The sequence below is a fragment of the Faecalibacillus faecis genome (genome assembly GCF_003024675.1).
Taxonomy (GTDB): Bacteria; Bacillota_I; Bacilli_A; order Erysipelotrichales; family Coprobacillaceae; genus Faecalibacillus; species Faecalibacillus faecis.
Window position 1 is genome coordinate 75,078 of the sequence record NZ_PYLP01000006.1, and the last position, 14,476, is coordinate 89,553.

Consider the following 14,476-nt stretch of genomic DNA (forward strand, 5'->3'; position numbering starts at 1 on the left):
TTTGTCATATTTACATAGATGACAAAAATCATTAAAATTAAATAAAGGGAGAATAGGAGGAAAACACATGTCTTTTTATAAAAATAAAGCTTTAAAAATAACATGTATTGTAAGCCTTATTATGATTTGTTTTGTCTATCACCATTATTTAAACACTGATACTAAACAAATAAAATTTGGAGCAACTTATATGACAATGAATAATACCTTCTATAAAGCTGTAAATAATGAAATAGAAAATGTTGTTAATAATCATGGGGATGTTTTATATACTAGAGATCCAGCTTTGGATCCTAAAAAACAAAATGAACAAATCAAAGACCTTGTTTCTTTAGGAATCGATGTTTTAATTATTAATCCTGTTGAATCTTCGAGTATTAATAAAACATTAAAAGAAGTCAAAAAAGCAGGAATTAAAATTATTGTAGTAGATGCTCCTATTAGTGATGATCAAATTGCAGATTGTACAGTTGTTTCAGATAATTATGATGCAGGAGTACAGTGTGCTAAAGATATGATGCAACGCTTTGATCATGCACGTATTGCTTTACTTGAACATTCTAAAGCCTTATCAGCGGTTGATCGTATCAACGGCTTTAAAGATACAGTTGCTTTAAATGAGAATTATCAAATAGTAGGAAGTGAAGATTGTTTAGGACAAACGGAACTTGCTTTACCTGCTTTAAATAAAATTATTCAACAAGGAATTGATTTTGATGTTGTCTTTTGTTTGAATGATCCAACGGCTTTAGGAGCACTAGCTTCTATAAAAGAAAATGATTTAGGGCATGATGTTTTTATTTATGGAGTTGATGGTTCACCAAATATAAAGAAATTGTTGGCAGAAACGAAAGCAATTGTGGGGACATCTTCACAATCACCTACTTCTTTAGGAAAAGAAACAATCAAGGTGGCTTATAAGATGTTACACCATAAAAAGTATAAACGCTCAATTATTGTTCCAACAAAATTGATTACCAAAGAAAATATAGAAGAATATGATATAACGGGGTGGCAATAATGAATCATCTTACAAAAGAATATGTTACAAAGTTAAAAGATTCATTATTGTTTATTAATGCGGTTGTTATTATCTATAATGCTTCTTTATTTTTACTTTCTACCAAATATATTTCAGTGCATTATTATGCACGTGATTTCTTAAATAAAGTATCTTATATTACTAGAACACCACAAAATATCTTTTTTGAATCGATTTTTCTTTTTATTATTATTGTTTTATTAATGAAATTAAGAGAAAAAGATAATTTAAAAATGGCGAATGGTCTTGTTTATATCGAAATTATTCTTTCATTTTTATTAATTATTCGTTTAAATGGTTCTTATAATGGAATTTTACTCTTTGTTTTTGCTGATTTACTTTATAATATGAGAAATATTAAACATATGGCCTTACTTTTACTAATGGCCTTTGGTTTATTATTGATTTCAGATTTTAATATTTTATCAAATATTATACATATGCCAAGTATTGAATCTTATTTATCATTTTATCCAAATTCAAGTCGAACATTTATGTTATTTGCTAAAAATATTTTAGCTTCATTAAATGTTGTTGTTTTTATTCTTTATCTTATTTGCCAAGTTTTAGTTCAACAAGAAGAAACAAAGAAAATCAGTAAAGAACTTCAACTTGCTTCAAAAGTCAATGATGAATTAAAAACGTATTCTGCTTTATCTGAAAAAATGGCAGAAGATAAAGAAAGAAAAAGAATTTCAAGAGAGATACATGATACTTTAGGACATGCCTTAACAGGTATTTCGGCGGGAATTGATGCTTGTATTACTTTGATTGATATTGATCCACAAAAGTCAAAAGAACAACTTTTGGTAATTAGTAATGTTGTTCGTGAAAGTATTAAAGATGTTCGACGTTCTTTATATAAGTTAAGACCGGGAGCACTTGATCAAAGAACTTTAAAAGATGGTTTGATTAAAATGATTGAAGAATTTCAAAGTGTTTCTCATTTAAATGTTGATTTGTATTATGAATGGGAAAATGTTGATTTTGAAAATACAAAAGAAGATATTATTTTTAGAATTATTCAAGAAACGATGACAAACGCTTTAAGACATGGACATGCTTCTCATATTGAAATTCATCTTTTTGACGAAGAGGAAAAATATATGATTATTATGCAAGATAATGGAAGTGGCTGTAAGGAAATTCATTATGGATATGGCTTGAAACAAATGCATGAACGTGTTGCTATATTAAATGGAACGATACATTTTTATAGTGAAGAAGGATTTAGAACAGTTGTAGAAATACCAAAAATAGGAGGAAAAAAAGATGATTAAAGTGATGATTGCAGATGATCAAGAACTTATTAGACAGTCTTTACAAATTGTTTTATCAACACATGAAGATTTGAAAGTCGTAGATGCTGTTGAAAACGGTTTTGCAGTTCTTGAGAGTATAAAAAAAGAAAGGCCAGATGTCATTTTAATGGATATTCGTATGCCAGAAATGGACGGTGTTTATTGTACAAAGACGGTCAAAGAAAAATATCCAGATATTAAAATCATTATTCTTACCACTTTTGATGATGATGAATTTGTCTTTAGTGCTTTAAAATATGGAGCAAGCGGTTATTTATTAAAAGGTGTCAGCATGGATGAACTTTATCATGCCATTTGTACAGTTTATAATGGTGGAGCGATGATCAATCCTGATATTGCGACAAAAGTATTTAAACTTTTTTCCAAGATGTCTATGAGTAATTATGCTATCCAAGTCGATGATTCTTTATCAAAAGATTTGACACAGGCTGAATTGAAAGTCATTCAACAAGTTGGTTTTGGTTTATCTAATAAAGAAATTGCTCAAAAACTTTATTTATCAGAAGGAACTGTGCGTAATTATGTTAGCATTGTTTTGTCAAAATTAGAATTACGTGATCGTACGCAACTTGCCATTTGGGCTGTTCAAACAGGGGTCACAATGCAAGAATTTGGTGACGATAATGACTAGAATAAAAAAGGGTATTCTTACATTAGTAAGTCTTTCTTTAGTTCTTATTTATTGCTTGATCAATGATCCAAGTCGTGATATTACTCTTACTTTAGGACTTTATGTTGGAAGCAGTTGGGATGTGCCTAATGGGGAAAGTTATCAAGTTATTGATCAAGCAATCAAGAAATTTGAAAAGAAATACCCCAATGTTCATTTTGAATATAAAAGTGGAATTATAAAAGATGATTATTCTTCATGGCTTGCTAATGAAATTACCAAAGGAACAACACCTGATGTGTTTATGGTACTTCCTGATGATTTTAATACGTTATCTTCTATTGGTATTTTAAAGAATTTAGATCGACTTATTAAAGAAGAACGAATAGATACTTCTCTTTTTTATCAAAGTGCTTTATTTGCTGGAAATAATGGAAGTCAATATGCACTTCCTTATGAAATCAATCCAACAATTATGTGTATCAATCATGATTTACTTACCAAAGAAGGTATTGCTATTCCTTCAAGTAATTGGACCATTGATGATTTTTATAATATTAGTAATCAAGTTACAAAGGATACAAATAATGATGGTGTCATCGATCAATATGGCTATTATGGCTTTGATTGGCAAGATGTTCTTGATTGTTATGGGTTACAAGTTTTTAAAGAAGATAATTGTCATCTTGATAAAAAAGAAGTCAAAGAAGCGTTTTTATATTTGACAAAACTTAAAGCTTTATCAAATGACTATCAAGTTTCATCAGAAGATTTTGATCAAGGGAAAGTTGCCTTTTGTCCTTTGACCTTTGCTCAATATCGTACCTACCAACCTTATCCTTATCGTATTAGTAAATATACATCTTTTAAATGGAGCTGTATTTCAATGCCGGGGACAAAATCAAATACGATTACAACACATTTAGACACTTCGTTAATAGGAATGTCTTCACAAACAAAGCATCAAGAAATAGCGTGGGAATTTTTAAAAATGTTGACGATGGATGGAGATATTCAACAATCCCTACTTGATAATTCGAAGGGAGCCTCTCCTTTAAAGAAGGTCATGTTATCAAAGAAAACAAAGGAAATCTTAGTAAAAGATACAGTCTCCTATGCTTCTTTAGATTCAGATGTTTTAAATAGAATTTTAGAAAATACGTTAGTAGAACCAAAGTTTAAAGAGTATGAAAATATTCTAGAAAAAGCAGATTATTTGATTAATCAAAGTATTGATCAAGGAACAATTGATAATGATCTTAATAAGATACAAAAGAAATTAGAAAATGAATTGAAATAGATAGCTTTTGGCTATCTTTTTTATTTATGACAAATGTCATAGTAGGAATGATATTTGTCAATTTTTTTATGATTTTTGTCACTTAAAAGTCGTGATTGAAGACACGTTGCAAGTGCTTTCATATTTGGTATTCTATAGGTGCAAGGAGGGAAGAACATGAAATATTTAGTATTAGTAAGTCATGGTGAATTTGCAGCTGGTTTAAAAACATCATTAATGATGTTGGCAGGACAAAGGGATGATGTGATTGCTTCAGGTTTACCTGATGGAAAGACAGCAGATGAATTTGCGGAAATCTTTAAAGAAAGTGTTAAGGACATTCATGAAGATGATGAAATTGTTTTATTAGCGGATATTGTAGGAGGATCACCACTTACAACTGCTTTAAATGTTTTAGCTGAAAAAGGTTTAATGGAAAAGACAACAACAATTGGTGGGATGAATTTACCATTAGCCCTTACTTCAGTATTAATGAAAGATACTTTACAAGGGGATTCCTTTGTACAAGCTGTCTTAAGTGAAGCAACAACAGCTTTACAAGAATTTAAAGTCGTAGAAGACGACGAAGATGATATTTAAGGAGGAAGAAAGATGTCAGTATCATTTATTAGAATTGATGATCGTATGATTCACGGTCAAACATGTACACGTTGGGCAAGAGAATACCCATGCGATGGTTTGGTGGCTGTAAACGATAAAGCAGCAAATAATTCAGTATTAAAAGCAGCTTACAAATCAGCCAGTGGAAAGAAAACATTTGTATGGACAATGGAAGCTTGGCAAAAGAAAAGTCAAAAGGTTTTAGATAGTCAAGATCAATATTTCTTAATTACTAAAAATCCTATTGATATGAAAAAAATTCTTGTTGATCAAGGATTTGATTGTGGTATTAAAACAGTTATTGTTGGACCTTGTAATGATCGTGAAGGAGCAACAAAACTAGGAAACAATCAATCCATTACACAAGAAGAAGCCGAAGCTTTTGAAGCTTTAGCTAAAGCAGGTTATACAATCAAATTTGCTTTATTACCAGATGTTTCAATTGGAACATGGGATGATTTTAAAGGAAAATTTGGTTTTTAACAAATATATAAATAAAGGGGAAGAAAAATTATGACAATTAGTTGGTTACAAGCGGCATTACTTGGTTTATTTGCTTGTTTATCAAGTATGCCAGGATTAGGTGGTACTTCCTTTGGTAACTACACATTAGGTCGTCCTTTAATTGGGGGACTTGTTTGTGGGATTATCTTAGGAGATATCAAAACAGGTATTTTAGTAGGGGCAGCAATGCAAGTTGTCTACATTGCATTAGTTACTCCAGGTGGAACCGTTTCAGCAGACGTTCGTGCTGTAAGTTACATTGGGATTCCACTTGCAATGGTAGCGTTAAATAGTTATGGTTTATCTGCTGCCACAAAAGATGGAGCAGCTCTTGCAACTTCATTTGGAACAATGGTTGGTACTTTAGGTACAGTATTGTTCTACGGAACAGCAACAATCAACTTAGCATGGCAACATGTTGGATGGAAAGCTGTTGAAAAAGGGGATTATCATAAATTATATCTTGTAGATATGGTATTACCTTGGATTTCACATATTTTATGTTCATTTATTCCAGCCTTAATTATGTGTAAATTAGGAGCAGATGTTGTTGAACTTATTAAAACAACATTACCTATGGATGGTTTAGCTATGAAAACTTTATTTACAGTTGGATCATTATTACCATGTGTCGGAATTGCAATCTTATTAAAACAAATTGTTACAAAAGCAGTTGATTTCATTCCATTTTTCTTTGGATTTACTCTTGCTGCTTCAATGGGAATCAATTTAGTTGCGGCAACAGTGATTGCTGGTATGTTTGCTTTAATTAACTACAAATTAAAAATGTTACAAAATCAAAGAGTAGCTGCACCTGCAGGAGACTTTGATGATGAAGATGAGGAGGATATTTAAGATGGAAAAGAAACTATCTAAAAAAACATTAACTAAATCCTTCCACAATTGGTATTATGGAAACTTAACATGCTTCTCTCAAGAACATATGCAAACTTTTGGTTATCTATGCTCTATGTTACCAGTAGTAGAAGAACTTTATGATAAAAAAGAAGATCAAGCAAGATCAATGAAAACATACACTGCTTTCTTTAATACAGAACCTCAACTTGGTACTGTTATTGTTGGGATGACAGCTGGGTTAGAAGAAGCACGTGCAAACGGAACAGAAGATGTTGATGATGAAACAATCAATGGTTTAAGAGCTGGTTTAATGGGACCAATCGCCGGTATTGGGGATTCCCTAGTTGTAGGAACAGTTATTCCTATTTTACTTGGTATTGCTTTAGGTATGTCTACAGGAGGTTCTCCTCTTGGAGCTATCATGTACATCATTGTATGGAACTTATTTGCTTACTTTGGAATGAAATTCTTATATTTCAAAGGATATGAATTAGGTGGAAAAGCGGTAGATTTCTTAGTTGGTCCTCAAGGAGAAGCTTTAAGAGAATCAGTTACGATGTTAGGTGGTATTGTTATCGGTGCTGTATCAGCAACATGGATTTCAGTAACAACTTCATTTACGATGACCGCAGCTGGAGCTAAAAAACCTTTCATAGATTTACAAAAAACATTAGATGGTGTTTATCCAGGATTATTAACAGCAGTCTTTGTTGTTGGATGTTGGTATTTATTATCTAAAAAGAAAATGTCACCAATTAAAGTAATGTTATTATTAGTTGTTGTTGCCTTTATTGGTGTATTTGTTGGATTCTTCAATCCAGGATTATCTTATTAAAAGGAGAAAAAAAGATGAATAGTCAAGAAAAACAAGGATATATAGATGAAATTAATTATCAAAAGAAAATGATTCATAATCTTATAAAATGGTTACGCAATTTATTCTTCCTTTCCTCTCTGGGAGTCTTATTGATGTATTATTTTTCAAATATCCTATTTGTAAAAATCTTTGCAATCATATTAATAATAATATCTATATTAGCGATTATCCTTGTTGGAAAGGCTATTTACAGTGGTAAGAAAAACATAAATAAAATTGTTGATCAGTTTTCCTTCAAATATAAAAACTCTCTATAACTCATACAAAAAACCGCTTAGGCGGTTTTTATGTTATACTTTATTTGGTGATATTATGATAACAAATAAAATCAATACAATTTTAAATAACAGTCAACAAGGTGATATCGATTATGCGATCTGTAACTATATTAAAATGAATTTAAAAGAAGTTGCTTTTATGTCCATTGAAGAACTTGCAAGAAAAAGCTATGTTTCAAAAGCGAAGATCTCTAAATTTATCAAAAAATTAGGTTATGATAATTATATTGCCTTTAAAGATGATTGTTTATTAGAATTAGAAATTAGAAAACAAGTCACAAATACCAACTATTTTCTTACAAAGAAGCATCTTCATGATTCATTATCTTGGATTGAAAAGAATTTAATGAAAATTGAACAAAGTCAAATCGATTACTTTGTAAGAAAAATAAAAGAAGCTAAGCATATTTATCTTTATGGAATTGCTTATTCACATTTACTTTGTCAATATGTTCAATACGAAGGAGATCTTTTTCAAAAAGATATTCTTGTTTTAGATGAAAATGAGGTAGCTATTGATCGGTTAAAAGAGGATGATTTATTAATTGTTATTGGTGTAGAAGAAGATGCCTTAAGTAAACAATCTTCACGTTGTTTACGAAAGTTTTTAAGAAATCAAGGAAATAAACTTTTGCTTTCAACTCAATTGATCGATCAAACAATGTTGAAATCTTTTGAAGGGACTTTGCTTGTATCTATCGATCATTTAGAAATGAAAGAAAGAAGACTTCTTTTTCGTTATTTAATAGATATGTTGGTATCACGCTACTTTGAATTAGAATGTGCTTAATGCACATTTTTTTCATCTTGTCAAGAAAGTTTATGAAATATAAAAAAGAAAAGAAATTTATTTATTTTAAAGTAAAGTAACCCATAAGGAGGGCTTATGGAAGAAAAATTAACTATTAAACAATTATTCGCTATTTTAGCCGCAGGTTTGTTTTCTTTTTGTGGTGTTTTGATTGAAACAGCGACAAATATTACTTTTCCTACATTGATGAATGAGTTTCATATTTCAACATCACTTGTTCAATGGATGACAACAGGAAATTTATTGATGATGGGTATTATGATTCCTATTTCATCTTATTTAAAAAGAAGATTTCAGACAAAAAAATTATTTTTGACAGCAGGGTTCTTATTTTCAATAGGATTGATTGTTGATGTCTTTGCACAACAGTTTACTTTATTGCTTATAGGAAGATTTATACAAGGAGCAGGGGTAGGAATTGCACTTCCTATGATGTATAACATCATTTTAGAAGAATCACCGAAAAGATTTCTTGGCTTAATGATGGGATGTGGTTCTTTTGTGACGGCTGCAGCACCCGCTATTGGACCAACTTTTGGGGGAATTATGACACAATATTTTACTTGGCGCTATATTTTTATTTGTGTTTTACCAGTTATTATTCTGGCAAGTTTTATAGGTTATTTTTGTATGAGTGAACAAATAATTAATAAACATGAAAAATTTGATCTTTTAAGTTTTATAGCGGTAGCGTTAGCTTTTGTTTCTTTAATTATGGGGTTTTCTAATTTAAATCAGATAGTTGATGATTTAGTATGTGTTTTGGGTTGCTTTATTATTGGAATAATCAGTTTATATTATTTTACTAAAAGACAACTGCATATTAAAAATTCTTTAATTCGTATAGAAATATTCAATCATAAAGGTTTTACGTTTCATACTTTAGCTATTATGTTTCTACAAATGACAACACTTGGATATGGTTTATTATTACCGACATTTGTCCAAATTGTTTTAAAACAATCAGCAACAGATGCAGGGGTCGTTTTACTTCCAGGAGCCATTGTTGGTGCTGTGTTTGCACCAATAGGTGGATTGATACTTGATCGTCTTGGTGCTAAAAAGCCAATTATTCTAGGGTTATGCGGTAGCTTTATTGCCACATTTTGTTTCTTATTCTTTTTTGAAAATCTTACATATCAATCATGTATCTTATTCTATTTTATTTATAGTCTAGGCATTGGTTTAATTGTTGGTAATACCATGACATCTGCGATGTCTTATTTACCAAAAAATCTACAGGCAGATGGGAATGCTACGTTACAAACATTGATGCAACTTTCAGGGGGAATAGGAACGTCCATTACAGCAACTATTTTAGCGTTTGTACAACAAGAAACAAACTTATATGATGGGACAAATAGAGGTGCATTGTTTGTTTTGATTTTTTTAATGTTTAATATTAATATTGTTATTTTAAGTCAATATTTTGCTTTTAAAGGAGGAAAGAAAAATGAATTTTAAAGGTAAAGTGGTTATAATTACCGGAGGAACAAGTGGTATTGGAAAGCAAGCAGCGATTGCTTTTTCAAAGCAAGGTGCAAAAGTTGTGACTTTAACTGTTGATCGAGAAGAAGTGTGCAAGCAAGCAATAAAAGAAATAGGAAATGAAGCTTTTTATATTCACTGTGATGTTTCTAAAGAAGAAGATGTAAAAAAAGCTATTGAAGAAGTTGTTTTAAAATATGGACGTCTTGATTGTGCATTTAATAATGCGGGTATTGGACCAGATGGGGTACGTATGCCTTATGAATCCTTAACAGAAATTTCTGAAAAAACATGGGATTTAGTAGTTGATGTGGATATGAAAGGTGTTTTTCTTTGTTTAAAATATGAATTATTACAAATGCAAAAACAAGGTTTTGGCGCAATTGTTAATACGGCTTCTATTGGTGGATATAAAATGGCACCTGGATTTGCTGCTTATGGTCCAGCGAAAGCAGCAGTTATTGCTTTAACAGAAATGGCGGCTTTAGAAAATGCAACACTTGGTATTCGTGTCAATGCTATTTGTCCAGGTCCAACCATGGGAACAGAACTGACCAAAAATTCACTTTCAACTAATCCTCATGAAGAAGAAATGTTGAAAGAACATGTGATTCCTATGAAAAAACTAGCGACAACTCAAGAAGTCGTGAACGCTGTCTTATGGTTAAGTAGTGAAGAAGCAAGTCATACAACAGGACAAAAAATATTTATAGATGGTGGAATGCATATTGCATAGAAGGGAGAGAAAGATGATTAAACATGTATCGGTATTTACTTTAAAAGATAAAAATGAAATTAAACATTTTGTTGAAATGTTAGAAGAAGTTGGTAAAAAATGTCCTTTGATTATTAAAAGTGAAATAGGAGTAAATATGAGTGAACAACAATCTGTGGGACCTCATTTCGGTGATGTGATTCAAATTGTTGAATTTTCTAATAGGATAGACTTACAAAAATATCCTCAATCAAAGGAACATCAAAAGCTGTTAATGGATGGCCCAGAAATGGAAACTGTTACCGCAATAGATTATATAATTTAAGCATTCATATATTAAAGAGCATTCATTCAAAATAGGGCTCTTTTTTTCATTTTACATTTATTTTTATGATTAAACAGTCAAAATATAATTGACTTTGTGATTGAACGGTCATATAATAAACGCGTAAGAGGTGATCAGTATGGATAATCAACGCCATCAAATTATTTTAAATGAATTAGATAAAAAAGGAAATGTGACTGTAGCTTCCCTTGTTGAACTTACAGGAGCGAGTGAATCAAGTATACGACGAGATTTAGTAGAACTTGATCATCAAGGATTCTTAAAAAGAGTTCATGGGGGTGCAACCCTTATTCCTAAGGTAACACATACGATTGAAGATCCATTAGGAAAAAGACAATTATTAAATGCTGATGAAAAGAAAAAAATTGCAAAGTATGCAGCAGGAATGATTGAAGCCAATGATGTGGTTTATTTAGATGCAGGTTCATCAACTTTAGAGTTGATTGAATATTTAGATCAAAAAGAAGCACACTATATTACTAATGGTTTAATGCAAGCTCAACAATTGACCCTTAAAGGATTTCATGTAGTATGTCTTGGTGGAGAAGTGAGAAATATTACAGGGGCATGTGTGGGTGCTAGTACGATGAAGTCATTAAGTCGTTATCATTTTTCTAAAGGTTTCTTTGGAACAAATGGAATTGATTTAATGAATGGTTTTACGACACCAGATAGTGAAGAAGCTGTTATTAAGGAATTGGCTATGGAACGTTGTCAAATGAGTTATGTTTTATCGGATCATAGTAAATTTAATAAGGTGTATCATGTGACCTTTGGTCAAATAAATGATGCGGTGATTATTACAGATCATTGTGAAAAAGAAATTAAAGAACAAGCGACAGTTGTGGAGGTTAGAGATTAATGATTTATACAATTACTTTTAATCCATCTTTGGATTATATTATGCATGTTGATTGTTTTGAAGAAGGGGAAACAAACCGTTCAAAGCAAGAAGAAATTTATCCTGGAGGAAAAGGATTTAATGTTTCAACAATTTTAAGTCGTTTGAATCTTGAAACAACAGCTTTAGGGTTTGTTGCAGGATTTACAGGTGAAGAAATTGTTAAAGAATTAAAAGAAAGAGGATTTGACTGCGATTTATGTCAGTTAGAAAGTGGTCTTTCAAGAATTAATGTGAAGATGAAAGGGGCTAAAGAAACTGAAATTAATGGAAGTGGTCCAGATATTCCTCAAGAAAAATTAGATGAGTTATTTGAAAAATTAGATTATTTAAAAGAAAACGACACATTAGTTCTTGCAGGAAGTATTCCTTCTTCTTTACCTGATGATATTTATGAACAAATTATGAAAAAACTCGATCAACAAGGAATTAAAATCATTGTTGACGCAACTAATGATTTATTAAAGAAAGTATTACCTTATCATCCTTTCTTAATTAAACCAAATCATCGTGAATTAGAAGAATTATTCAATGTTAAAATTGAAAATAAAGAAGATCTAATTCACTATGCTCGAAAACTTCAAGAACAAGGAGCTATTAATGTTCTTGTTTCCCTTGGAAAAGATGGTGCTATTTTAGTAAGTGAAGACACACATGTTTATTATTGTGCAGGGGCTAAAGGAAAACTTTTAAATAGTGTTGGTAGTGGAGATAGTATGGTTGCTGGATTCATTGCTGGATATTTAAAGGATAAAAAATATGATGAAGCTTTAAAATTAGGAAGTGCTTGTGGCGGAGCAACAGCATTTAGTGAAGATCTTGCCGAAGTTTCCATGATTCAAGAAGTCTATAAACAATTACAAGTGGAGGAACTATAAATGAAAATCTTAGATTTATTAAAAAATGTTTCGATTGATGTTAATGCTACATGTTCAAATAAAGATGAAGCCATTGATACATTAGTTTCATTAATGGCAAAGCAAGGAAACTTAAATGATCAAGATGTTTATAAACAAGGAATTTATGCACGTGAAGAATTAAGTACAACAGGAATTGGGGAAGGAATTGCTATTCCTCATGCTCAAAGTGAAGCTGTAAATGCCCCAGGACTTGCAGCAATGGTTGTTAAAGACGGTGTCGATTATCAATCTTTAGATAATCAACCAGCAAAACTTTTCTTTATGATTGCAGTTCCTAAAACAGGTGGAAACGAACATCTACAAATTCTTGCTATGCTATCACAAATGTTGATGGATACAGACTTTAAAGATTCTTTAATTAACGCACAAAGTGTAGAAGAATTTATGGATTTAATCAATCAAAAAGAAGCAGCACAAAAAGCAAAAGAAGAAGAAAAAGAAGAAGCACAAAAAGAATTTACAGGAACTTATCGTTTGCTGGCAGTAACTGCTTGTCCTACAGGTATTGCTCATACGTATATGGCGGCTGAAGCTTTAGAAGAAAAAGCAAAACAAATGGGAATTACCATTAAAGTTGAAACAGATGGTAGTGGTGGTACGAAAAATGCCCCAACTACAAAAGAAATTGAAGAATGTGAAGCGATTATTGTTGCAGCGGATAAAAATGTTGAAATGGCTCGTTTTAATGGAAAACCAGTGATTCAAGTTAAGGTGGCAGATGGGATCAATAAAGCAGAAGAGTTAATCAATGAAGCCTTAAGTGGAAATGCCCCAATTTATCATGCAGATCACATATCAACAACTGTTGAAAGTGAAAATGATGAAAGTGTTGGTCGTCAAATTTATAAACACTTAATGAATGGTGTTAGTCATATGTTACCGTTTGTTATTGGTGGAGGTATTTTAATTGCTTTAGCTTTCTTATTTGATGATTATACAATTGATCCAAGCAACTTTGGTAAAAATACCCCATTAGCGGCTTTCTTTAAAACAACAGGAGATACAGCTTTTGGTTTCATGTTACCAATTCTTGCTGGATATATTTCGATGTCAATTTCTGATCGTCCAGGTCTTGCTGTCGGATTTGTTGGTGGAGCATTAGCTAACCAAGGAAATTCAGGATTTTTAGGAGCACTTGTTGCTGGGTTTGCAGCTGGATATTTAATGAAGGGGTTACGTAAATTATTTGATTATTTACCAGATGCTTTTGAAGGTTTAAAACCAGTTCTTTTATATCCGTTCTTTGGATTGTTATTAATGGCACTACTAATGACATTTATTATCAATCCACCTGTTGCTGCTATTAACACAGCTCTTACAAATGCTTTAAATTCAATGGGTGGTTCAAGTAAAGTAATTTTAGGAATGTTACTTGGTGGTATGATGGCTATTGATATGGGTGGTCCAATCAATAAAGCAGCTTATGTTTTTGGGACTGCATCGATTGCTTCAGGAAACTATGATATCATGGCTGCGGTTATGATTGGTGGTATGGTTCCACCACTTGCGATTGCTCTTGCAACATTCTTCTTTAAAAATCGTTTTACTAAAAAAGAACAACAAACAACACTCACAAATGTAATTATGGGATTGTCGTTCATTACTGAAGGTGCTATTCCATTTGCAGCCTCAGATCCACTTCATATTTTACCTGCTTGTGTTGCTGGGTCAGCTGTTGCGGGTGCTTTATCAATGTTCTTTAATTGTACATTGATGGCTCCTCATGGTGGTATCTTTGTTATTGGTGTTATTTCAAATCCTTTAGGATATTTATTTGCCTTAGCTATTGGTTCAGTTGTAGGAAAGTTTGGTTTAGCGTTATTAAAGAAACCATTAAAATAATATATGAGATTCTAGGTATTTCTATCTAGAATCTTTTTGTATGTTTTTTCTTTTTTTATCAA

16 protein-coding genes are annotated in these 14,476 nt (G+C 31.4%); all 16 read left to right on the plus strand.

The window, feature by feature from the left end; all coding sequences use genetic code 11:
- Positions 1 to 67: 67 nt before the first annotated feature.
- The gene (locus C7U55_RS06725) at positions 68 to 1,021 is read left to right on the plus strand and encodes a sugar ABC transporter substrate-binding protein (protein WP_106987901.1); all 954 of its coding nucleotides are present in this window, start codon (positions 68 to 70) and stop codon (positions 1,019 to 1,021) included.
- The gene (locus C7U55_RS06730) at positions 1,021 to 2,322 is read left to right on the plus strand and encodes a sensor histidine kinase (RefSeq protein ID WP_106987902.1); all 1,302 of its coding nucleotides are present in this window, start codon (positions 1,021 to 1,023) and stop codon (positions 2,320 to 2,322) included. Before C7U55_RS06725 ends, C7U55_RS06730 begins: the two co-directional genes overlap by 1 nt.
- Entirely contained in the window at positions 2,315 to 2,995 is a 681-nt protein-coding gene (locus tag C7U55_RS06735) for a response regulator transcription factor (RefSeq protein WP_106987903.1), read from the plus strand. Before C7U55_RS06730 ends, C7U55_RS06735 begins: the two co-directional genes overlap by 8 nt.
- Positions 2,988 to 4,274 carry an ABC transporter substrate-binding protein gene (locus C7U55_RS06740; RefSeq protein WP_106987904.1) on the plus strand — a complete coding sequence of 429 codons (1,287 nt, stop codon included), beginning with the start codon at positions 2,988 to 2,990 and terminating at the stop codon, positions 4,272 to 4,274. Before C7U55_RS06735 ends, C7U55_RS06740 begins: the two co-directional genes overlap by 8 nt.
- 156 nt (positions 4,275 to 4,430) lie before the next feature.
- A complete protein-coding gene (locus C7U55_RS06745) occupies positions 4,431 to 4,853 on the plus strand; it encodes a PTS sugar transporter subunit IIA (protein ID WP_022001602.1) in 423 nt (140 codons plus the stop codon).
- A 12-nt stretch (positions 4,854 to 4,865) separates the two neighbouring features.
- Positions 4,866 to 5,357: a PTS system mannose/fructose/N-acetylgalactosamine-transporter subunit IIB gene (locus C7U55_RS06750; RefSeq protein ID WP_106987905.1), complete on the plus strand. Its 492-nt coding sequence runs from the start codon at positions 4,866 to 4,868 to the stop codon at positions 5,355 to 5,357.
- 30 nt (positions 5,358 to 5,387) lie between these two features.
- The gene (locus C7U55_RS06755) at positions 5,388 to 6,233 is read left to right on the plus strand and encodes a PTS mannose/fructose/sorbose/N-acetylgalactosamine transporter subunit IIC (protein ID WP_106987906.1); all 846 of its coding nucleotides are present in this window, start codon (positions 5,388 to 5,390) and stop codon (positions 6,231 to 6,233) included.
- Position 6,234: 1 nt separating this feature from the next.
- Positions 6,235 to 7,071, plus strand: coding sequence for a PTS system mannose/fructose/sorbose family transporter subunit IID (locus C7U55_RS06760; protein WP_106987907.1), 837 nt, complete (start codon positions 6,235 to 6,237; stop codon positions 7,069 to 7,071).
- Positions 7,072 to 7,085: 14 nt separating this feature from the next.
- Positions 7,086 to 7,370, plus strand: a complete 285-nt coding sequence (locus tag C7U55_RS06765; protein WP_032090712.1) for a hypothetical protein — start codon at positions 7,086 to 7,088, stop codon at positions 7,368 to 7,370.
- Between the two features lie 55 nt (positions 7,371 to 7,425).
- Entirely contained in the window at positions 7,426 to 8,181 is a 756-nt protein-coding gene (locus tag C7U55_RS06770; RefSeq protein WP_106987908.1) for a MurR/RpiR family transcriptional regulator, read from the plus strand.
- 96 nt (positions 8,182 to 8,277) lie between these two features.
- Positions 8,278 to 9,666, plus strand: a complete 1,389-nt coding sequence (locus tag C7U55_RS06775) for a DHA2 family efflux MFS transporter permease subunit (RefSeq protein WP_106987909.1) — start codon at positions 8,278 to 8,280, stop codon at positions 9,664 to 9,666.
- On the plus strand, positions 9,656 to 10,426 hold the full coding sequence (locus tag C7U55_RS06780) for an SDR family NAD(P)-dependent oxidoreductase (RefSeq protein WP_106987910.1): 771 nt from the start codon (positions 9,656 to 9,658) through the stop codon (positions 10,424 to 10,426). The genes C7U55_RS06775 and C7U55_RS06780 overlap by 11 nt, the downstream gene beginning before the upstream one ends.
- A gap of 13 nt (positions 10,427 to 10,439) precedes the next feature.
- On the plus strand, positions 10,440 to 10,730 hold the full coding sequence (locus tag C7U55_RS06785; RefSeq protein WP_162297426.1) for a Dabb family protein: 291 nt from the start codon (positions 10,440 to 10,442) through the stop codon (positions 10,728 to 10,730).
- Positions 10,731 to 10,869: 139 nt separating this feature from the next.
- Positions 10,870 to 11,613 (plus strand): DeoR/GlpR family DNA-binding transcription regulator, encoded by a 744-nt coding sequence (locus tag C7U55_RS06790; protein WP_106987912.1) that lies wholly within the window; start codon positions 10,870 to 10,872, stop codon positions 11,611 to 11,613.
- Complete coding sequence (pfkB, locus tag C7U55_RS06795) at positions 11,613 to 12,530, plus strand: 1-phosphofructokinase (protein ID WP_106987913.1); 918 nt, start codon at positions 11,613 to 11,615, stop codon at positions 12,528 to 12,530. The genes C7U55_RS06790 and pfkB overlap by 1 nt, the downstream gene beginning before the upstream one ends.
- On the plus strand, positions 12,531 to 14,414 hold the full coding sequence (locus C7U55_RS06800; RefSeq protein ID WP_106987914.1) for a PTS fructose transporter subunit IIABC: 1,884 nt from the start codon (positions 12,531 to 12,533) through the stop codon (positions 14,412 to 14,414). It begins immediately after the preceding gene.
- Positions 14,415 to 14,476 lie beyond the last annotated feature (62 nt).